This window comes from Rhizobacter sp. Root1221 (assembly GCF_001425785.1).
In the GTDB taxonomy this organism is placed as follows: domain Bacteria; phylum Pseudomonadota; class Gammaproteobacteria; order Burkholderiales; family Burkholderiaceae_C; genus Rhizobacter.
The window spans coordinates 34895-53961 of sequence record NZ_LMDI01000076.1 but is presented as its reverse complement, the minus strand read 5'-3'; the positions used below and the strand labels follow the sequence as shown (position 1 = coordinate 53961).

General features: G+C 70.5%; 16 protein-coding genes. 11 read left to right on the top strand and 5 right to left on the bottom strand.

Annotation, left to right across the window (positions count from 1 at the left end; translation table 11 throughout):
• Positions 1 to 124: 124 nt before the first annotated feature.
• On the top strand, positions 125 to 1423 hold the full coding sequence (locus ASC87_RS29665) for an NTP/NDP exchange transporter (protein WP_056671737.1): 1299 nt from the start codon (positions 125 to 127) through the stop codon (positions 1421 to 1423).
• Here the strand turns inward: ASC87_RS29665 and ribA are convergent.
• Positions 1404 to 2036, bottom strand: coding sequence for a GTP cyclohydrolase II (gene ribA / locus ASC87_RS29660; protein ID WP_056671733.1), 633 nt, complete (start codon positions 2034 to 2036; stop codon positions 1404 to 1406). The two genes, ASC87_RS29665 and ribA, sit on opposite strands and share 20 nt — an antisense overlap.
• 209 nt (positions 2037 to 2245) lie before the next feature.
• On the opposite strand from ribA, the gene ASC87_RS29655 reads away from it, so the two are divergent.
• Positions 2246 to 2875 carry a glutathione S-transferase family protein gene (locus tag ASC87_RS29655; RefSeq protein WP_056671730.1) on the top strand — a complete coding sequence of 210 codons (630 nt, stop codon included), beginning with the start codon at positions 2246 to 2248 and terminating at the stop codon, positions 2873 to 2875.
• Positions 2872 to 4002, top strand: a complete 1131-nt coding sequence (locus tag ASC87_RS29650; protein WP_056671727.1) for an NAD(P)/FAD-dependent oxidoreductase — start codon at positions 2872 to 2874, stop codon at positions 4000 to 4002. Before ASC87_RS29655 ends, ASC87_RS29650 begins: the two co-directional genes overlap by 4 nt.
• Here the strand turns inward: ASC87_RS29650 and ASC87_RS29645 are convergent.
• Genes ASC87_RS29645 through ASC87_RS32895 form a run of 4 tightly spaced genes read right to left on the bottom strand, consistent with a single transcriptional unit; the run spans position 3990 to position 8079 of the window.
• Positions 3990 to 4736, bottom strand: a complete 747-nt coding sequence (locus ASC87_RS29645) for an arginyltransferase (protein ID WP_056671724.1) — start codon at positions 4734 to 4736, stop codon at positions 3990 to 3992. The genes ASC87_RS29650 and ASC87_RS29645 overlap by 13 nt on opposite strands.
• Positions 4733 to 5500 carry a leucyl/phenylalanyl-tRNA--protein transferase gene (gene aat / locus ASC87_RS29640; RefSeq protein ID WP_056671721.1) on the bottom strand — a complete coding sequence of 256 codons (768 nt, stop codon included), beginning with the start codon at positions 5498 to 5500 and terminating at the stop codon, positions 4733 to 4735. The genes ASC87_RS29645 and aat overlap by 4 nt, the downstream gene beginning before the upstream one ends.
• Positions 5497 to 6483 carry an XdhC family protein gene (locus ASC87_RS33470; protein WP_056671718.1) on the bottom strand — a complete coding sequence of 329 codons (987 nt, stop codon included), beginning with the start codon at positions 6481 to 6483 and terminating at the stop codon, positions 5497 to 5499. Before ASC87_RS33470 ends, aat begins: the two co-directional genes overlap by 4 nt.
• A 24-nt stretch (positions 6484 to 6507) precedes the next feature.
• Entirely contained in the window at positions 6508 to 8079 is a 1572-nt protein-coding gene (locus ASC87_RS32895) for a murein transglycosylase A (protein WP_056671715.1), read from the bottom strand.
• 175 nt (positions 8080 to 8254) lie between these two features.
• On the opposite strand from ASC87_RS32895, the gene tssJ reads away from it, so the two are divergent.
• Genes tssJ through ASC87_RS29590 form a run of 8 tightly spaced genes read left to right on the top strand, consistent with a single transcriptional unit; the run spans position 8255 to position 19029 of the window.
• Complete coding sequence (gene tssJ / locus ASC87_RS29625) at positions 8255 to 8767, top strand: type VI secretion system lipoprotein TssJ (RefSeq protein WP_056671712.1); 513 nt, start codon at positions 8255 to 8257, stop codon at positions 8765 to 8767.
• Between the two features lie 57 nt (positions 8768 to 8824).
• A complete protein-coding gene (gene tssK / locus ASC87_RS29620) occupies positions 8825 to 10165 on the top strand; it encodes a type VI secretion system baseplate subunit TssK (RefSeq protein WP_056671709.1) in 1341 nt (446 codons plus the stop codon).
• 55 nt (positions 10166 to 10220) lie between these two features.
• A complete protein-coding gene (locus ASC87_RS29615) occupies positions 10221 to 11573 on the top strand; it encodes a DotU family type VI secretion system protein (protein ID WP_056671706.1) in 1353 nt (450 codons plus the stop codon).
• Positions 11570 to 15175 (top strand): type VI secretion system membrane subunit TssM, encoded by a 3606-nt coding sequence (gene tssM / locus ASC87_RS29610; protein ID WP_056671702.1) that lies wholly within the window; start codon positions 11570 to 11572, stop codon positions 15173 to 15175. The genes ASC87_RS29615 and tssM overlap by 4 nt, the downstream gene beginning before the upstream one ends.
• The gene (gene tagF, locus ASC87_RS29605) at positions 15172 to 15897 is read left to right on the top strand and encodes a type VI secretion system-associated protein TagF (RefSeq protein ID WP_056671699.1); all 726 of its coding nucleotides are present in this window, start codon (positions 15172 to 15174) and stop codon (positions 15895 to 15897) included. The genes tssM and tagF overlap by 4 nt, the downstream gene beginning before the upstream one ends.
• Before the next feature lie 16 nt (positions 15898 to 15913).
• Positions 15914 to 17779, top strand: a complete 1866-nt coding sequence (locus tag ASC87_RS29600; protein WP_056671696.1) for a serine/threonine-protein kinase — start codon at positions 15914 to 15916, stop codon at positions 17777 to 17779.
• A gap of 20 nt (positions 17780 to 17799) precedes the next feature.
• Positions 17800 to 18258: a hypothetical protein gene (locus ASC87_RS29595; RefSeq protein WP_056671693.1), complete on the top strand. Its 459-nt coding sequence runs from the start codon at positions 17800 to 17802 to the stop codon at positions 18256 to 18258.
• Positions 18259 to 18309: 51 nt separating this feature from the next.
• Positions 18310 to 19029 carry a DUF1161 domain-containing protein gene (locus ASC87_RS29590; RefSeq protein ID WP_157604458.1) on the top strand — a complete coding sequence of 240 codons (720 nt, stop codon included), beginning with the start codon at positions 18310 to 18312 and terminating at the stop codon, positions 19027 to 19029.
• Positions 19030 to 19067 lie beyond the last annotated feature (38 nt).

The window sequence follows — 19067 nt, the reverse complement described above, 5'->3', positions numbered from 1 at the left end:
AAACCAACGTGACGTTCCTCGTCTTCCGGCGCCGGCAAATCCCGGCGCCGCGCCTGCCCGGCGACATTGATGGCGAGGCCTGAGGGCCTCGCCTTTTTTTTCGCACGTGGCAAGATCGCGCGCCATGAAATCCCTGATCCTGAAGGCGAGCCAGGCCTCGCACGACGAACTGCCCGCGGTGGTGTGGTCGTTCGTGTACTTCTTCGCGCTGCTGTCGGGCTACTACGTGTTGCGCCCGATCCGCGACGAGATGGGGTTGCAGCTGGGCCCCGCGGTGCTGAAGGCGCTTTTCACGTGGGTGTTCCTCGCGATGCTGCTGCTGGTGCCGGTGTTCGGCTGGCTCACGCGGCGTGTGCCGCGGCGCCGGTTGCTGCCGTGGCTGTACGGCTTTTTCGTGCTGAACCTGGTTGCGTTCTACACCGTGTTCGAGGCCGGTGGCACGCAGAGCCCGCTGCGCGCCCGCGCGTTTTTCGTGTGGGCGGCGGTGTTCAACCTCTTCGTGGTCTCGGTGTTCTGGAGTTTCATGGCCGACCTGTTCGACACCGGCCAGGCCAAACGCCTCTATGGCTTCATCTCGGCCGGCGGCACGCTCGGGGCCCTGGTAGGGCCGTTGCTCACCGCCACGCTGGTGCGCCCGCTGGGCCCGAAGCGCCTGTTGCTGGTGTCGGCGGCGCTGCTGTGCGTGGCGGTGGTGGCCATCTTCCAGCTGCGCGCGTGGGCGCGGCACACCGGCGCCGCGGGCCACGGTGACACCCGCGGCGAGGAGCGGGCACTGCAGGGCGGGGTGCTGGGCGGCCTCGTCGACGTGGTGCGCTCGCCGTACCTGCTGAGCCTGTGCGTGTTCCTCCTCGCCTACACGTTGCTGTCCACGTTCCTGTACTTCCTGGGCGCCGAGATGATCCCGAAGGCGGTGACCGACAGCACCGACCGCACGCAACTGCTCGCGCAGGTGGACCTGGCGGTGAACGTGCTGGCGCTCTGCCTGCAGCTGCTGGCGTTCAAGGGGCTCATCACGCGCCTCGGCACGCGGTTCGTGCTGGGCCTGCTGCCGCTGCTGTCGGTGGTGGGGTTTGCCGTGCTGGCGCTGACGTACCCGGCGCTGTGGGTGCTGGTCGTCTTCGGTGTGTTGCGGCGGGCCGGGGAATACGCGCTGACCAAGCCGGCGCGCGAGACCCTCTTCAATGTGCTGTCGCCCGAGCAGAAATACAAGGCCAAGAACGTAATCGACACGCTGGTGCACCGCATGGGCGACACGGCCTCGGCGTGGATCTACGGCGGGCTGCGCGACATGCACGTGTCAGCGCCGCAGATCGCGTGGATCTCGGTGGGCGTGGCTGCCGGGTGGTGGGCCGTGGCGCAGTCGCTCGGCGGGCGCGCCGAAGCGCTCCAGCGCGAGGAGGCCGTCAGGACTGTTCCTTGTTGACGAGGTCGTGCAGGTTCAGCGGGGTGCTGATGAGGTGCCCCATGCGCCGCGCCTTGGTGTCGAGGTAACCGTGGTTGTGGGGGTTGCGCCCCACGTTGAGTTCCACCCGTTCGGTGACGAGGATGCCCAGCTTGCGCAACGCTTCCACCTTGCCCGGGTTGTTGGTCATCAGGCGCACGCTGCTGACGCCCAGTGCGGCCAGGATGTCGTGGGCCATCTTGTAGTCGCGGGAGTCATCGGGCAGGCCCAGCAGGCGGTTGGCGTCCACCGTGTCGGCGCCGGCCTGTTGCAGTGCGTAGGCGCGGATCTTGTTGACGAGGCCGATGCCGCGGCCTTCCTGGCGCAGGTACACCAGCGCGCCGCGGCCTTCCTTGGCAATGGCCTCGATGGCGCCCTGCAGCTGCGGCCCGCAGTCGCACTTCAGGCTGAACAGGGTGTCTCCGGTGAGGCACTCGGAGTGCACGCGGGTGAGCACGGGTTCGCCGTTGGTCAGGTCGCCCATGGTCAGGGCAGCGTGCTCGCGGCCGGTCAGCGGGTCGGCCACGCCGTGCAGTTGGAATTCACCGAGTTCAGTGGGAAGCCAGCACGAAACCAGGCTCGGGAGGGTACTCATGGAAGGGTGTTCGAGTTGTGTCGCGCGGCGCGCCCCCAGGGGCGCCGTGGGCCCCGGTGAAAGAGGGCGCCAGAAGCGGAAAAGCAGGAGATCAGGCGCCATTGTCCACCCGAATGGGGCAGGCCGCTCCCGGGTGGTGCAAACGCCCGCGCCGGCGCGGGGACACTCGGGCCAGTATGCTGGGAGCCCCTTCAGGAACCCGACTGCCCATGTTCACGTTTTTCACCGCCCCCAACACCTGTTCGCTGGCCGTGCACATCGCCCTGGAAGAAGCCGGCGCCCCGTATGAGGTTTCGCGGGTCGACACCGCGGCGAACGCCCAGCGAACGCCTGCCTACCTGGCCATCAACCCGAAGGGCCGGGTGCCTGCCCTGGTCACGCCGCAGGGCACCCTGACCGAAACCCCCGCGCTGCTGGCCTTCGTGGCGCAGTCGTTCCCGGGCGCCGGGCTGGCCCCGCTGGCCGATCCGTATGCCTTCGCCCGCATCCAGTCGTTCAACAGCTACCTGTGTTCCACGGTGCACGTGGCCCACGCCCACAAGCACCGGGGCTACCGCTGGGTGGACGCGGGCAACACGACGGCGCTGGAGGCCATGCGCCTCAAGGTGTCGCAGACGATGGCCGAGTGTTTCGAGCTGATCGAGCGCGAGATGTTCACCGGCCCGTGGGTGATGGGCGACACCTACTCCATCGCCGACCCGTACCTGTTCACCATCGCCAACTGGCTCGAAGGTGACGGGGTGGACCCGGCCCGCTTCCCGAAGGTGCTGGCCCACCGGCACCGCATGCTGGCGCGCCCGGCCGTGGCGCGTGCCGTCGCGCAGGCCGCACCGAAGTGACCGACACGGTCGACGCGGTTGTCGTGGGCGCCGGCGTCGTGGGGCTGGCCGTGGGCCGGGCCCTGGCCCGGGCCGGCCTGGAAACCGTGGTGCTGGAGGCCGAGCCGGCCATCGGCACCGGGGTCAGCTCACGCAACAGCGAGGTGATCCACGCCGGTCTGTACTACCCGGCGGGATCGCTCAAGGCGCGCCTGTGCGTGACCGGCCGCGAGCAGCTGTACGACTTGTGCGCCACCCATGGCGTGGCGCACCGGCGCTGCGGCAAGCTGGTGGTGGCCACCGGCGACGCGCAACTGCCCGGGCTGGAACGCCTGCTGGCCCACGCGCGGGCGAACGGCGTGCACGACGTGCAGCGCCTGAGCGGCGCCGAGGCCCTGGCGCTCGAGCCGGCGCTCGCGTGCGTGGGCGCGTTGTGGTCGCCGTCCACCGGCATCGTCGACAGCCACGGCCTGATGCTCGCGCTGCAAGGCGACCTGGAACGCGCCGGCGGTGCGGTGGCGGTGTCGTCGCCGGTGCGGTCGGCCGTGTGTGGTGCCGGCCGCCACGTGTTGCAGGTGGGGGGCGACGAGCCCATGTCCCTGGCCGCCCGCCACGTGGTGAATGCCGCGGCGCTGGGCGCGGTGGCCCTGGCCCGGGCCACCGAGGGCATGCCGCCGGCCACGGTGCCGGACGCCCACTGGTGCAAGGGTAACTATTACGCGCTGGCCGGCCGCGCGCCGTTCACGCACCTCGTGTACCCGCTGCCGCAGGACGCCTGGCTCGGCGTGCACCTCACCCTGGACCAGGCCGGCCAAGCCCGGTTCGGCCCCGACGTGGAGTGGTTGCCGCACGGCGAGGCCGGCCTCATCGACTACCGCGTGGACCCGGCCCGCGCCGAGGCGTTCTACGCCGACGTGCGCCGCTACTGGCCCGGCCTGCCCGACGGGGCGCTGGTGCCCGCGTACAGCGGCGTGAGGCCGAAGATCTACGGGCCGGGGGAGCCCGCCCCTGATTTCCGGGTGGTGGGGCCGGCCGAACACGGCGTGGCGGGGTGGGTGAACCTGTTCGGCATCGAGTCGCCGGGGCTGACCTCGTGCCTGGCGCTGGCCGACGAGGTGCTGGTGCAACTCGGAGTTCAACCCGCCTGAGCGGTCACCCAGTGGTCGTTCACGAGCAGTTCGTGCGGGGAAAACTGGGCCTTGTAGGCCATCTTGCTGCTTTCGCGGATCCAGTAGCCGAGGTACGTGTAGCGCAGCTTGAGCAGGCGGGTCTGCTCGATCTGCCACATCACGTTGTAGGTGCCGTAGCTGGTGTGCGACTCGGGCTCGTAGAACGTGTACACCGCCGACAGGCCGTCATTCAGGATGTCGAGGATGGACACCATCTTCAGCGTGCCGATGCCGCGCCCGTCGGGGTCGGGTTCGCGGAACTCCACGAGCCGTGAGTTGACGCGGCTTTGCAGCAGGAACTGGGTGTACTGGTCGACGCTGTCGTTGTCCATGCCGCCGCCGCTGTGGCGGCCGGCCTGGTAGCGCAGGTACAACTCGTAGTGTTCGGGCACGAAACACAGGCGCAGCACCCGGGCCTTCAGGTTCAGGTGGGCCTTCCAGGCGCGGCGCTGGCTGCGGGTGGGCTGGAACGTGCTGACCGGCACCCGCAGCGGCACGCAGGCCTTGCAGCCGTCGCAGAACGGGCGGTAGGTGAAGAGGCCGCTGCGCCGGAACCCGTTGGACACCAGCCCCGAGTACGCATCCGCGTGGATCAGGTGGCTGGGCGTGGCCACCTGCGAGCGCGCCATGCGGTCGGGCAGGTAGCTGCATGGGTAGGGTGCCGTCGCGTAGAACTGCAGCGACGCGAGCGGGAGCTCCTTGGGGTGGGTCACGGGCCGGTGTCCTCGGAGGGCGTATCGGTGGGGCCGTCCAGCAGGTCCCACATCGCCGCATCATAGGACCAATCCCGGATGGGCGCCCCTCCCACCCGAGGGGGGAGCTCCTGCTCGAACCGGGCACGGGGGATCTCCCGGCCGCCCAGCGACGCCAGATGGCCCGTGCGCTGCTGGCAGTCGATCAGGGTCACGCCATGGGCGCGGCAGAAGCACACGAGGGCGGCGAACGCGATCTTGGAGGCGTCGGTGCGGCGCGCGAACATCGACTCGCCGAACACCATGCGCCCGAGGTTGACGAGGTAGAGCCCCCCCACCAGCTCCCCGTTCATCCAGGTCTCCACGCTGTGGGCGGTGCCCAGCGTGTGCCAGCGGCAGTAGGCCTCGATCATCTCCGGGACGATCCAGGTGCCGGACTGCCCGTCCCGCGGCGCCTGCGCGCAGGCGGTGATCACGGCGCGGAAGTGGCTGTCGATGCGCACCTCGAAGTCCGGCGTGCGCGCGAACTTTCGCACGGTCTTGCGCAACGAGTGCGACAGGCGGAACTCGTCCACGTACATCACCATGCGCGGGTCGGGCGCCCACCACAGCACCGGCTGGTCCTCGCCGTACCAGGGGAACACCCCCTTGCCGTAGGCCTCGCGCAGGCGCTCCGGGGTGAGTTCACCACCGGCGGCCAGCAGGCCGGGGGCTTCCGAGCCCGAGGGCAGGGCGCTGGCGGGGTCGGGGAGCGGGTCGTTCGCGTCGTGCAGCCACGGGATCACGCCACACCTCCCGGCAGCGGCACGGCCGGCTTCTTCTGCACGAGGGCCACGCCGTGGCGCACCGCGATCAGCTCGGCCAGGATGGACACCGCGATCTCGGCCGGGCGGTTGCCGCCCAGGTCGAGACCGATGGGGCCGTGCAGCCGGTCGATCTCGCTGGCGGTCAGGTCGAACAGCGCGAGCCGGGCCTTCCGCTGCGCGGTGTGGCGGCGCGAACCGAGCGCCCCCACGTAGAACGCGGGTGACTTGAGGGCTTCCAGCAGCACCAGGTCGTCGAGCTTGGGGTCGTGCGACAGCGCGGCCACCGCACAGTGCGGGTCGAGGGCCATGGCCGTGGCGACGTCGTCGGGCATCTCGCGGGTGAAGGTGGCACCCGGCACGTTCCATGCCGCGTGGTACGAGTCGCGCGGGTCGCAGCAGGTGACCTCGAAATCGAGCGCGAGCGCCATGCCGGCCAGCGCCTGCGACAGGGGCCCGGCACCCACGATCAGCAGCCGCCAGCGCGGGCCGAAGAGCGCGCGCAGCACGTGGCCGTCGAACGTGAACCCCTCGCCTCGGGCGGCGTCTTCGAGGCGCGTGGTTCCGGTGTCCAGGTCGAGGCGGCGGGCCACCAGCTCGTGCCGCGCCACCCGGGCCAGCACCTCGTTGATCCAGGCCGGGTCTTGCAGCGGCTCGACGACCAGCCGCAACGTGCCGCCGCACGGCAGCCCGAACCGGGCCGCCTCGTCCTTCGAGATGCCGTAGCTGACCACCGAGGGGCGTGTAACCCGTTCACCCTCGCGCACCCGGGCGATCAGGTCGTCTTCCACGCACCCGCCCGAGACCGAGCCGGCCACGGTGCCATCGTCTCGCAGCACGAGCAGGGCGCCGGGCGGGCGGGGCGCGGAACCCCAGGTGTCGAGCACGGTGACGAGCCACACCGCATGGCCGGCGGTGTGCCAGTCGCGGGCGAGGGTCAGGGCTTGCAGGTCGAGGGAGTCCATCGGAGACGATGGTAGCGTGGCCTTTCAATCGGTGAGTTCGGCGCAGAATTCCCCGTCGTCCACCAGGCACTGTCCGGCGCTCTCCACCGGGCCGTTGCCGCCCGCGCCCCGGGTCACGAGCCGGCTGGCCGACAGCCGGGCGGCTTCGGCGTGGGGCAGCATCACCCACATCTGGCCCCGGTGCCGCGTGTTGCGCGCCATCTGCCCCGCTTCGGCGCCGAACCCCCAGAAGTAGTCGGCCCGCAGCGCGCCGCGGATGGCGCCGCCGGTGTCCTGCGCGAACACCAGGCGCTGCATCTGTACCCGCGAGCCGGTGGGGGCCGGGGCGCTCAGGTACATCGGGTAGCCGAGCGGGGTGACCCGCGGGTCCACCGCGACAGACCGGCCCGCCGTGAGCGGCACGCCCAGCGCGCCCGGCGGGCCTTCGCTGGACGGCCGGCGGTCCACGGCCACCTTGAAGAAGACGTAGCTCGGGTCGGTGTTCAGGCGCGCCGGTGCTGCGGGAGCGCTCCTGGCCGCGGCCGGCGCCCGGCGGCCGCCCTTGAGCAATTCGTCGACCAGCGGGTCGGCCCCGGGGGCCCGGCCACCCCGGGTGACGACGGGCGCGGCCGGTGCCGGATCGGCACCTTCCAGCTCGAACGTGTCGGCTTCTGCCGCCCCTCGGGTCACCGGCTTCACCTTCGGCACCACCCGAAGGGGGCGAAACGGGTGGCCGTTCTGCTCGGCGTATTGCACACGCAGCACCGAGGTGTCGGGCATCAGGATGCGGCCGGAACCCTGCACCTGCATCGCGTACAGCGCGAGCGGGTCGTTGACCCAGGCGAGCACCGGGGCGTCCACCCCGCCGGGCAGGCCCAGCGCTTCCAGTTCGGCGCGGCTGTAGTAGGGCTCCACCCGGGGCTGGGCCCCGCCCACCAGGCGCAGCCGGAGCTTGCGGTCGCGGTCGTCGAGGACGAACCGCCGCATGTCCATCATGTAGGCGCCCGGCTCGGACGCCGGCACCGGCACGAGCTTGTCACCCTGCGGTTTCACGCGGATCGTGGCCTGGCGCTGCGCCGCCGGCACCCGGCCCCAGTCGAGGGTGTACAGGCCCCGCGGCACGCCCAGCACCGGTGTGTCGTAGCCCCCACCCCGGGTGGGCTGGCCTTCGAGCAGCGGTTCGAAGTAGCCGGTGACGTCGCCCTCCCGGCTGGCGTCGGTGTTCAGGATGCGCAACACCGTGAAACGGGCCTCGAAGAAGGCCCGCATCGCCTTTTCGGTGGGGGGCACCGTGGCCGCGGCGTCGCACAGTTCGCGCCACCCCGGGCGCCGTTGCAGCGGGGTGCAGGAGTTCCGGAAGGCGCCCCATCCGGCACGGATGTCGTCTTGCTGCCAGCCGGGCAGGTCGTCGAACGTGGCCAGCTTGAACACGGCGTTGCGGGTGCGCACCTCGGGCGGCACGTCGCGGCGCGGGGTGGCGGCCGGGAGCGCCGGGGCGGCCGGCGCCGGCGTGGCGGCGGCCTGGGGTGCCTCGGTGGCAGGGGGCTGGACGGCCGGCGGCGTGTCACAACCAGCCAGCACCAGGGCCAGGGCGGGCAGCAGTGTGCGGTGGTTCATTGCAGACCGGGCAAGTCGTGGAACCCCGAGGGTAGGCCGGGCCTGCGGCAGCGGGCGCATTACCTAAGTCACGCGCCGCTCCCGGGGGGCGCCGGTATTCTCCAACCGGCTCGATCACGACCGTCGTTGGGCGGGGCGTGCGTGCCCTCGATTTCGAACCGGCCCCGGACATCCCATGCACCTCCACCGCCTCGCCCTTTCCCGAACCGTCCGCGCGCGCGCCGCCGGCCTTGCCGCGGCGATGCTGGCGCTGGTGCTCGCCGGCTGCGGCACGGGCCCCGTTGCGCTGCTGCCGCCCGCCAAGACCACCCTGGTGTCCACCGCCATCGTGGGCGCCAACGTGAACCCCGACAGCCGCAAGCGCCCGTCGCCGGTGATCGTCCGGGTGTACGAACTCAAGTCCACCGCGCTGTTCGAGTCCACCGATTTCGTCACGCTGTTCGAGAAGGACCAGGCCACGCTCGGCGGTGAACTGCTGTCGCGCGAGGAATTCGTGCTGCGCCCGAACGACGTGAAGGCCGTCAACAAGACGCTGTCGTCCGACGCCAAGTTCATCGGTGTGGTGGCCGCCTTCCGCGACCTGGAGCGCGCCCGCTGGCGCGTGGCCGCCCCGGTGGTGGCCAACAAGACCAACACCATGAAGATCAAGATCGACGACGTCAACGTCACGATCACCCGCGATGAGTGACCGCGCCCACCGCTTCCACAACGCCCATCCTCTCTCCGCATTTCAAGGCCCTACAACATGAGCTGGCGTGCCAAGGTCGTCTGGTCCTCGGGGATGTTCCTGCAACCCCACCACTTCCAGCAGGAAACCCGTTACCTGGAGCGCCTGGTCGACGCGCGGGTGCGCAGCCTGTCACCGTTCGCGTGGGGGTTTGCCGAACTCGAACTCGACGAGGGCCTGCTCGCCCTCGGCAAGATCGGCCTCGCGCGTGCCAGCGGGCTGCTGCCCGACGGCACGCCGTTCTCGCTGCCGCAACTCGACCCGCTGCCGCCACCGCTCGACATCTCCGCCGACGTGAAGGGCGAGGTCATCTACCTCGCCATCCCGCTGCAGCGCGAAGGCCTGAACGAGGTGGATTTCGGCACCGGCCACGGCGACGGCGGTGAACTGAGCCGCTTCGAGGCCGAGGAAGAAAACGTCCGCGACAACACCGACGCATCGGACGAACCCACCACCATCCAGACCGGCCGCCTGCGCCTGCGCCTCGTGCGTGCGAAGGAAGCCACCGAGGCGTACGCCCTGCTGGGCGTGGCGCTCGTGGCCGAACGCCGCAGCGACGGCCAGGTCACGCTCGACCGGCTGTACATCCCGCCTCAGGTGGCCATCGACGCCACGGCGCAGTTGTCGGCCAGCGTGTCGCTGCTGCACGGCCTGGTGCTGCAGCGTGCGCAGGCGCTGGCCGCGCGCATGGGGCAGCTGAGCAGCGGCGTGTCCGAGCTCGCCGATTTCCTGATGCTGCAGACGCTCAACCGCAACGAGCCCATCTTCAGCCAGCACACCGCCACCCCCAACGCCCACCCGCGCGAGGTGCACCGCGACTGCCTGCGCCTGGCCGGCGACCTGGCCACGCTCTCCAGCAACACCCGCCGCCCACCGGTGTTCCCGCCCTACAAGCACGACGACCTGCGTGGCACCTTCACGCCGGTGTTCGATGAATTGCGCCGCATGCTCACGTCGGTGCTCGAGCAGAACGCGCTGCAGATCGACCTCGTCGACCGCAAGTACGGCGTGCGCACCGCGGTCGTCAGCGACCTGGAGCTGGTGCGCAACGGCACCTTCGTGCTGGCGGTCAACGCGCAGATGCCCGGTGAACAGCTGCGCCAGCGTTTCCCCGCCCAGACGAAGATGGGCCCGGTCGACAAGATCCGCGACCTGGTCAACCTGCAGTTGCCCGGCATCGGCCTGCGGTCGCTGCCGGTGGCACCGCGCCAGTTGCCATTCCACGCGGGCTTCTTCTATTTCGAACTCGACGGGTCGTCCGACCTGTGGAAACTGATCGAGCAGAACGGCAGCATGGCCATGCACGTGTCCGGCGATTTCCCGGGTCTCGAGCTCGAGTTGTGGGCCATCCGCAAGTGAACGACGAAACGACGTCCGGCGCGGCCGCCGGGCGCCGGCGACCTGAAAGCCCCTGATGAGCACACCCACCCCGGACGATCCGTTTGCCGAGCACGACACCGGCCGCACTTTCATCATGCCCACCCCGGGCGGGCGCGGTGCGGTGCCCTCCACCAGCGCGGCGCCCCGCATGCCGGTGGCCAGCGGGGCCGACGTGGCCCCCGACATCGGCCTGCCCGACAGCGGGCTGAACCCGCTGGTGGCGCTCGCCAACCCGCTGCTGGCCCTCGTGCCGCAGATCCGCTCCACCACGCGCCTGGCCGACCCGAGCGCGCTCCGCGAGTCCATCGCCCAGGGCCTGCGCGAATTCGAATCGCAGGCGCGTGCGCGCAACGTGGCGCCCGAGCGGGTGCTCGCGGCGCGCTACGTGCTGTGCACGCTGCTCGACGAGGTGGCGGCCGGCATGCCGTGGGGGGCGTCCGGCCAGTGGGGCCGCCACAGCCTGCTCGCCATGTTCCACAACGAGACGAACGGCGGCGAGAAGGTCTTCCAGCTGATGGCCAAGCTCGCCGAGAACCCGGGCACCAACCGCGACCTGCTCGAACTGATCTATGCCGCGCTGTGCCTCGGTTTCGAGGGCCGCTACCGCGTGGTCGACGGCGGCCGCGCGCAGCTCGAGGCCGTGCGCGAACGCCTCGCGCAGATCGTGCGCCGCGAGCGCGGCGACTACGCCCCGGCGCTCGCCCAGAACTGGCGCGGCGAAAAGCCCCCGCGCCGCACGCTGCTCACGTGGCTGCCGCTGTGGGTCACGGCGGCCGTCGTGTCGCTGCTGTTGCTCGGCATCTACTGGTTCCTGTCGGCCCGGCTGAGCGGGGCGTCCGACCCGGTGTTCGGCCAGATCCAGGAACTGCGCCTGCTGCCGCCCACGCCGGCGGTCAAGATCCCGGCACCCACGCCGCGCCTCGCGCAGTTCCTCGTGAACGAGATCAAGGCCGAACTCGTCACCGTGCGCGACGAAGTGGACCGCAGCGTCGTCACCGTGCGCGGCGATGGCCTGTTCGCCCCGGCCAGCGCGTCGCTCACGCCCGAACGCCAGGCGCTGATGAAACGCATCGCCGATGCGCTGACGAAGGTGCAGGGCCAGGTCGTGGTCACCGGCCACACCGACAACGTCCGCATCCACACCGCACAGTTCCCGTCCAACTGGCACCTGTCGGAAGAACGGGCGAAAACCGTGCGCAACATCCTGCAGGCCGACGGTGTCACGCCCGACCGCCTGCGCGCCGAAGGCCGCGCCGACGGCGAGCCGGTGGCCAGCAACGACACCCCGGCCAACCGCGCGCTGAACCGGCGCGTCGAGGTCACGCTGTTCGTGCCGCGCACCGGCGCACAGTCCGCTGCTGCCGCGGCCCAGGGAACCGCCCCATGAAAAAGATCTTCTCGCTGCTGTTCAATCCGTGGCTGCTGCTGGCGCTCGGCCTGCTGGCGCTGTCCATCGTCATCTGGATCGTGGGCCCGCTGGTGGCCATCGGCGACGTGCGCCCGCTCGAAAGCCCCACGTCGCGCTGGTTGCTGATCGGCGCCATCCTGCTGGTCGTGGCGCTGCGCAAGGCGTGGCAGTTCTGGCGCGCCCGCCAGACGAACGAGAAGGTCGTCGACCAGCTCATCGCCCCGGCCAAGTCTGCCTCCAACGACCCGGCCGATGCCGAACTGAAGACCCTTGGCGAACGTTTCGCCACCGCCCTCGAAACCCTCAAGCGTGCCAAGTTCGACCAGGGCAAGTCGGGCCTGGCCGGCGCGTGGAGCGGGCTGTCGTCGCGCGTGGGCAAGCGCTACCTGTACGAGCTGCCGTGGTACGTGATCATTGGCGCGCCGGGCTCCGGCAAGACCACCGCGCTCGTCAACTCGGGGCTCAAGTTCCCGCTCGCCGAATCGATGGGTGAACACGCCGTGCGCGGCGTGGGCGGCACCCGCAACTGCGACTGGTGGTTCACCGACCAGGCCGTGCTGATCGACACCGCGGGCCGCTACACCACGCAGGACAGCCACAAGGCAGCCGACAGCAAGGCCTGGGAAGGGTTCCTCGGCCTCCTGAAGACCGCCCGCCCGCGCCAGCCGGTGAACGGCGTGCTGGTCACCGTGTCCGTCACCGACCTGCTCACGCGCAGCGCGGCCGAACGCGCGCAACACGCCGCCGCCGTGCGCCAGCGTGTGCAGGAACTGCACCAGCAACTGGGCATCCGCTTCCCCATCTACCTGCTGGTCACGAAGTGCGACCTGCTGTCCGGGTTCATGGAAACGCTCGGCGAGGTGGACAAGGACACCCGCGCCACGCCGTGGGGCATGACGTTCAAGCTCGACCGCGAGCAGCACACCGACCTGGCCGGTTTCGCCCCCGAATTCGATGCGCTCGAGAAGCGCCTCACCGACGGCCTGGTGGACCGCCTGCAGCTCGAGCGCGACCCGCAGCGCCGCGCCCGCATCTACGGCTTCCCGCAGCAGTTCGAGGCGTTGCGCGGCCTGCTGAAGGACTACCTGGAACAGGTGTTCTCGCCGTCGCAGTTCGAGGCCCATCCGCTGCTGCGTGGTGTGTACTTCGTGAGCGGCACGCAGGAAGGCACGCCCATCGACCGCATGCTGGGCCGCATCGCCCGCACGTACCGGCTCGAACGCACCGTGGTGCCGCCCAACCAGTCGAGCGGCCGCAGCTTCTTCCTTGGCCGGCTGCTGAGCGAAGTCGTCTTTGCCGAAAGCGCGCTGGCTGGCACCAACCTCAAGTGGGAGCGCCGGCGTGGCTGGTTTGCGGTGGGTGCGTACGCGTTCATCGCGTTGTTCGCCACGGTCGCGCTCATCGCGTGGGGCACCAGCTACGTCAACAACCAGGCCTACGTGGCGAAGGTGGGTGGCACGGTCAGCGAGGTGCGCACGCTGCTGCAGAGCACGCCGAACCGCGCCTCGCCCGACGTGATGGTGCTGTTGCCTGCGCTCGAGGCCACCCGCGACCTGGCACGTGCCGGCATCGGCGATTCCGTGCCCGTGTCGTACGGCTTCGGCCTGTACCAGGGGCGCAAGCTCGACTCGGCGTCGCAGCAGGCCTACCGGCGCATGCTGATCGATGCGGTGCTGCCGCGCATCGCGCTCGGCATCGAGGAACGTCTCAAGACCGGTCTCGACAACCCGGAGCTGCAGTACGAGGCGCTGAAGGCCTACGTGATGATGTACGACCCGTCGCGCTTCGACGCCGCCGCGCTCAAGCTGTATGTGCTGGCCGACTGGGAAACGAACCTGCCGCGCTCGGTCACCACCGAACAGCGCGCTTCGCTCGAATCGCACCTCGACGCGTTGCTGGAGGAAGGCCAGGCCGTGTCGCCGCTGCCGGAAGACCGCGCGCTCGTGGCGCAGGTGCGGTCGCGGCTGGTGTCCACGCCGCTCACCGAACGCATCTACCGGCGCCTCAAGCGCCAGGGTGTCGGCAGCGACGTGCCCGACTTCACCATCGCCAAGGCGGCCGGTCCGGGCGCCGCGCTGGTGTTCACGCGCGCCAGCGGCCAGCCGCTCACGAAGGGCGTGCAGGGCCTCTTCACCTTCGACGGGTACCACAAGGGCTTCCAGCGCGAGGTGGAGCGCGTGGCCCGCCAGCTGGCCGACGAAGAAGGCTGGGTGCTGGGCGTGAACGACGCAGGCCGCCAGAGCACGCTGCGCAACGTCGACGTGCAGCAGCAGTTGTCCGACGAAGTGCGCCGGCTCTATCTCACCGACTACGCCGCCACGTGGGAGCAGTTCATCGGCGACGTGCGCATGCTGCCCACTGCCAACCTGGCGCAGGCCGTGCAGATGTCGCGGGTGCTGTCCGCCCCCGACAACCCGCTCGTGCCGCTGCTGCGGGCCATGTCGCGCGAGACCACGCTCACCGACAACCGCGATGTGGTGGCCAAGGCCGAGAACACCGCACGCGACGCCGTGAACCGCTCGCGCGAGGAACTGCTGCGCCTGATCGGCAACCGCACGCAGAACGCGTCGCCGCTGCCACCGGGGGCCAAGATCGAGAGCCTCGTGGACGACCGCTTCGTCTCGTTGCGCAACCTCGTCACGGGCCAGGGCGACAAGGGCCCGGCTCCCATCGACCAGACGGTGGGCCTGATCGGCGAGGTGTACACCCAGCTGAGCGCGTCCGACACCGCGGTGAAGGGCGGCAACGTGCCACCGCCGTCCGACGTGCCCAACAAGGTCAAGGCCGAGGCGGCCCGCCTGCCCGAGCCGGTGCGCTCGCTGCTGAACACGCTGTCGGTGAGCGGCACCAAGGCCACGCTCGACATCACACGCAGCAACCTCGGCAACGCGCTGCACGCGGAGGTGGGTGACTTCTGCCGCCAGGCCATCAGCGGGCGCTACCCGTTCGACCGCAACGCGTCGCGCGACGTCACCACGGAAGACTTCGCCCGCGTGTTCGCCCCGGGCGGGCTCTTCGACGCCTTCTTCCAGAAGAACCTCGCCAACTTCGTCAACACCACCACGAAACCGTGGAGCTTCAAGGCGATCGACGGCGCGTCGATGGGTGCCGACACCTTCACGCTCGCGCAGTTCCAGAACGCCGCGGTGATCCGCGACACGTTCTTCCGCGCCGGCGGCAACGCGCCGGGGCTGCGCCTCGACTTCAAGCCGATGGAGATGGACGCCACCATCACGCAATTCACGCTCGACATCGACGGCCAGGTGGTCAAGTACGCCCACGGCCCGCTGATCCCCACGTCCGTGCAGTGGCCCGGCCCGCGTGGCACGGGGCAGGTGCGGGTGGCGTTGCAGCCGGTGTCCACGAGCGGCGGCCTGTCGGGCAGCGTCAACGAAGGCCCGTGGGCCCTCTTCAAGCTGTTCGATCGCCAATTGATCGAACCTGCGGGTGCGCCCGAGCGGTTCAAGGCCACGTTCACGGTGGACGGCCGCAAGGCGATCTTCGTGGTGTCGGCCAGCAGCGTGCGCAACCCGTTCCGGCTGCCCGAGCTGCAGAACTTCACCTGCCCGGGGCGCCTGTGAGCGAGGGCGCATTTGGTGACCTGCTCGGTGACCTGGGCGAACCCGACGGCGGCTCCGCGGGCTGGTTCGGCAAGCTCGCCTCGCTTGGCGATTTCGCGCACCGCCGCCTGCCGCAGCCGTTTGTCGATGCCGTCGACGACTGGTTGTCGAAGGGCATGGAGGCCAGCCGCGGCCAGCTCGGCGACGAGTGGCTCGACGTCTACCTCACCGGCCCGCTGTGGCGCTTCGCGCTGTCGCCCGGTGTGGTGGATGCCCGCTGGTGGTTCGGCGTGATGATGCCCAGCGTGGACAAGGTGGGCCGCTACTTCCCGCTGGTGGTGGCACGCGGGGTGTCCGCGCCGCCGGAGTCGGCTGCCGGCATCGCCGGGCTCGATGCCTGGTACCGCCAGGTGTCGGCCGCGGTGCTCGACACCTTGCAGCCCCAGGCCACCATCGACACGTTCGAGGCCGCGCTGGCGCTGGCGCCGGTGTGGCCCGACACGCTGCCCGAACGGCGGCCCGACGTGGCCCACCTGCCGGGCCGTGACCGCTACACGCTCGACGGCGACGTGCTGTTGGCACAATGGGTGGCTGGATTGGGCCTGCGCGAGGCGATGCAGGTATGTGCCGGCAAGAGCCTGTGGTGGCCCGACCATGCCAACACACCCGACACGAGTTTGAGCCTGTCGAACGGCCTGCCCGAACCCGACCAATTCGCGCTGCTGCTCGAAGGCGAGTGGTGAGACCTCCGTCGACCCCATGAGCAATCCTTCCGGCCCCCCGACCCCGCCCGGCGAAGAACCCACCGTGTTCGAGCCGCGCGCCGCCGCAGCGCCGCCGCCGTCCGGGGAGTCCCCGCTGCCGGTGGGCCACGTGCTGCAGGAGTACGTGATCGAAGGGCTGATCGGGGAGGGTGGGTTCGGCATCGTGTACCTCGCCCGCGACACCCAGCTCGGCCGGGTGGTGGCGCTCAAGGAGTACATGCCGTCGTCGCTCGCGTCGCGGTCGAATGGCAGCCAGGTGACGGTGCGGTCCGAACGCCAGCGCGAGACCTTCGAACTGGGGCGCCGCAGCTTCGTCAACGAGGCGCAGCTGCTCGCGGCGTTCGACCAGCCGTCGCTGGTCAAGGTGTACCGGTTCTGGGAGCAGAACGGCACCGCGTACATGGTGATGCCCTTCTACCAGGGCCCTACGCTCAAGCAGTGGATCCTCGAACACGGCTCGCCGCCCGAGTCATGGCTGCTCGCGCTGCTGGCGCCGCTGATCGATGCACTGGAGGTGATGCACCACAACCGCTGCTACCACCGCGACATCGCCCCCGACAACATCCTGTTGCTGCAGCCGTCGGCCACGCAGATGGGGCAGCCCGCGGTGGTGCGCCCGGTGCTGCTCGATTTCGGTGCCGCACGCCGGGTCATCAGCGACGCCACCCAGGCGCTCACGGTGATCCTGAAGCCGGGTTACGCGCCCATCGAGCAGTACGCCGAGTCGTCGTCCATGAAACAGGGCGCGTGGACCGACGTGTATGCGCTGTGCGCCGTGCTGTACGCCGCCGTCAGCGGCCGAGCGCCCACGCCGTCGGTGAGCCGCATCGTCAGCGACGAGATGGTACCGGCGGCGGAGGCGGGGGCAGGGCGCTACTCGCCCGAGTTCCTCGCCATCATCGACGCCGGCCTGGCGGTCCGGCCCGACCAGCGCCCCCAGGACATGGCCGCGCTGCGCGCATTGATCGGGTCCGTGACACCGCCTGCGGCCCGCCGCGCGGACGACCGCGGTGGTGAACGCAGCGCACCTGTGCCGCTCGTCGAGGTTCCGCCGCCGCCTGCGCCTGCGCCATCGCCCGTGATCGCGCCCGGCGACGACAAGACCCAGGTGATGCAGCGGGCCGCGACGCCGCCACCGGCCGTGCCGGTGTCCCGGGGCCCCTCGTCGAAGGCGCCGCTGGTGGCAGGCGGGGTGCTCGCCGCGCTGCTCGCCGTGGGCGGCGGCTGGTGGGCCCTGGCGCCGAAGGCACCGGCGCCCGAGCCTGCACCCGCGCCGGTGGTGGCACCGGCGCCTGCGCCCACGCCTGCACCGCCGCCCCCGCCGCCCGAACCGTTCACCGTGGTCGCCGGCCTGCAAGACATCGTGCGCCACGCCGACCCGCTGCTGGGTGTCAACGTGCTGGCCGACAAGTCGTCGTTGCGCATCGGCAGCGACCGCTTGCAGTTTCGCGTGAAGTCGAAGGAGCCGGGCTACGTCTACGTGTTCCTGAGCGGCACCGACAAGCGCCACTTCTACCTGCTGTTCCCGAACGAGATCGACAAGAACAACCGCATCGAAGCCAACACCGAGGTCGTGCTGCCCCGCAAGAGTTGGGCGATCACCGCGGGTGGCCCGCCGGGCACGAACCACATCGTGACGGTGGTGTCCCGCAACCCGCGAGACCTCAAGCGTGTGGGGCTGCGTGCCGCGGGTGACGAGATCCCCGAGTTCGACCTGGCCCAGGCTGAAAAGCTGTGGGCTGCCCGCAGCGCAGGCGTGAGCCCGTTCGTGGGCGATGCCGTGTGCGCCGCCGGCGCGGCGTGCGATGCGGGGTATGGCGCGAGCCTCCTCGAGGTCGAGGAAGTGGTTCGGGGCAAGTGACCGGAAGCACGGGGGAAGCGATGGACGACACACGCGAACTGCAGGCCGTGTTCGCACGGCTGGCCGACGAGGAACTTCTCCGGCGCATCACCGCAGGGGGGCTCACCGACTTCGCACTGCCCATCGCCCGGGCGGAGGCCCATGCGCGCGGGTTGCCGTTGCCCGTTCGGCCCCCGCCCGACATGGTGGTGCCCGACGAGGTGTACCACGGTGACTTCCAGACCGTGGCCAGCCACCTGACCCCCACGGAAGCCCACGTGCTGTGTGATTGCCTGCGGGCGGGTGGTCTGCCGGCCATCACGGCGGACGTGAACCTGACCCAGGCCCATTCGTGGCTGGCTCCGGCGATGGGGGGCGCGTCCGTGCGGGTGCCCGCCGCGTTCGTGGGCGAGGCCACGGCGCTGCTCGCCGCATTCCGGGAAGGCAGCTTCCAGCTCGACGACGATTTTGATGAAAGTGCATCGCCGGCAGGAGGCTGAACGTCCGCAAGTTCAGCTTCGAGACCGGCAACCGATGGGGAGATCGCCAACATGGCACAAGAAGTACGCAATGATGGCTCGGCAAACCACCTCGTCGGCCCGCGGGCCCGAATGGCCTGTATCGGCGTGGCCGTGTGGCTGATGGCCACGCACGCCCACGCGCAATCCAACGCGTGTGACCTGCTCAAGAACACACTCTCGGCGCGCCTGCCCGGCGGCCCGGGCACCTTCACCCTCGAGGCCGTGCCGGCCAACACGCCGCTTCCCCCCGGTGGCAAGTTCATCGGCAACTGCGAAGGCGGTGCCAAGAAGATCCTGTACCGGCGCGGGGCATCGCTGGAGCCCGTGGCGGGTGCAACGACTGACGCGCCGCCCCCGCCGCCTCGGCCTGTGGAGGCGGCGCCGGTGCCTGCTCCGAAGCCCGTAACGACGCCTGCACCCGCGCCCGCACCGAAACCGCCGGCGCCCGTGGTGAAACCCGCCGAGGTCGCGGCGCCCGCTGTCGCGCCGCCCGTTCGCGAGCCCGATCCCAAGCCGTTTGGCGGGGAACCCCCTTCGACACCGCGAGTCGACGAACCGGCGCAACCGGCCCCCGAGCCCGAGCCGGCCGTGCCCGGCGTTTCATGGTCGGCGTGGTTCGACGGGCTGACGGCCGGACGGTGGTCCTGGATCGCCGTGCTGCTGTTGCCGGTGGCCCTGGTGGCCTGGCGCTGGTGGTCTCACCGCAGGGACTATGACGCCGCGGGGTTGCCGCGTGGACCGCGGCTGTGATGGGTGCTCGACCCCGCCCCTTGTGCCCGTGCCCGTGC

Bases quoted from the DNA above. Each gene is read 5' to 3' on its own strand.
- tssK (WP_056671709.1), top strand. From the start codon at position 8,825: ATGAGCTGGCGTGCCAAGGTCGTCTGGTCCTCGGGGATGTTCCTGCAA.
- ASC87_RS29590 (WP_157604458.1), top strand. From the start codon at position 18,310: ATGGCACAAGAAGTACGCAATGATGGCTCGGCAAACCACCTCGTCGGC.
- ASC87_RS29615 (WP_056671706.1), top strand. From the start codon at position 10,221: ATGAGCACACCCACCCCGGACGATCCGTTTGCCGAGCACGACACCGGC.
- ASC87_RS29600 (WP_056671696.1), top strand. From the start codon at position 15,914: ATGAGCAATCCTTCCGGCCCCCCGACCCCGCCCGGCGAAGAACCCACC.
- ASC87_RS29655 (WP_056671730.1), top strand. From the start codon at position 2,246: ATGTTCACGTTTTTCACCGCCCCCAACACCTGTTCGCTGGCCGTGCAC.
- tssM (WP_056671702.1), top strand. From the start codon at position 11,570: ATGAAAAAGATCTTCTCGCTGCTGTTCAATCCGTGGCTGCTGCTGGCG.
- tssJ (WP_056671712.1), top strand. From the start codon at position 8,255: ATGCACCTCCACCGCCTCGCCCTTTCCCGAACCGTCCGCGCGCGCGCC.
- ribA (WP_056671733.1), bottom strand. From the start codon at position 2,036: ATGAGTACCCTCCCGAGCCTGGTTTCGTGCTGGCTTCCCACTGAACTC.
- ASC87_RS32895 (WP_056671715.1), bottom strand. From the start codon at position 8,079: ATGAACCACCGCACACTGCTGCCCGCCCTGGCCCTGGTGCTGGCTGGT.
- ASC87_RS33470 (WP_056671718.1), bottom strand. From the start codon at position 6,483: ATGGACTCCCTCGACCTGCAAGCCCTGACCCTCGCCCGCGACTGGCAC.
- ASC87_RS29595 (WP_056671693.1), top strand. From the start codon at position 17,800: ATGGACGACACACGCGAACTGCAGGCCGTGTTCGCACGGCTGGCCGAC.
- ASC87_RS29665 (WP_056671737.1), top strand. From the start codon at position 125: ATGAAATCCCTGATCCTGAAGGCGAGCCAGGCCTCGCACGACGAACTG.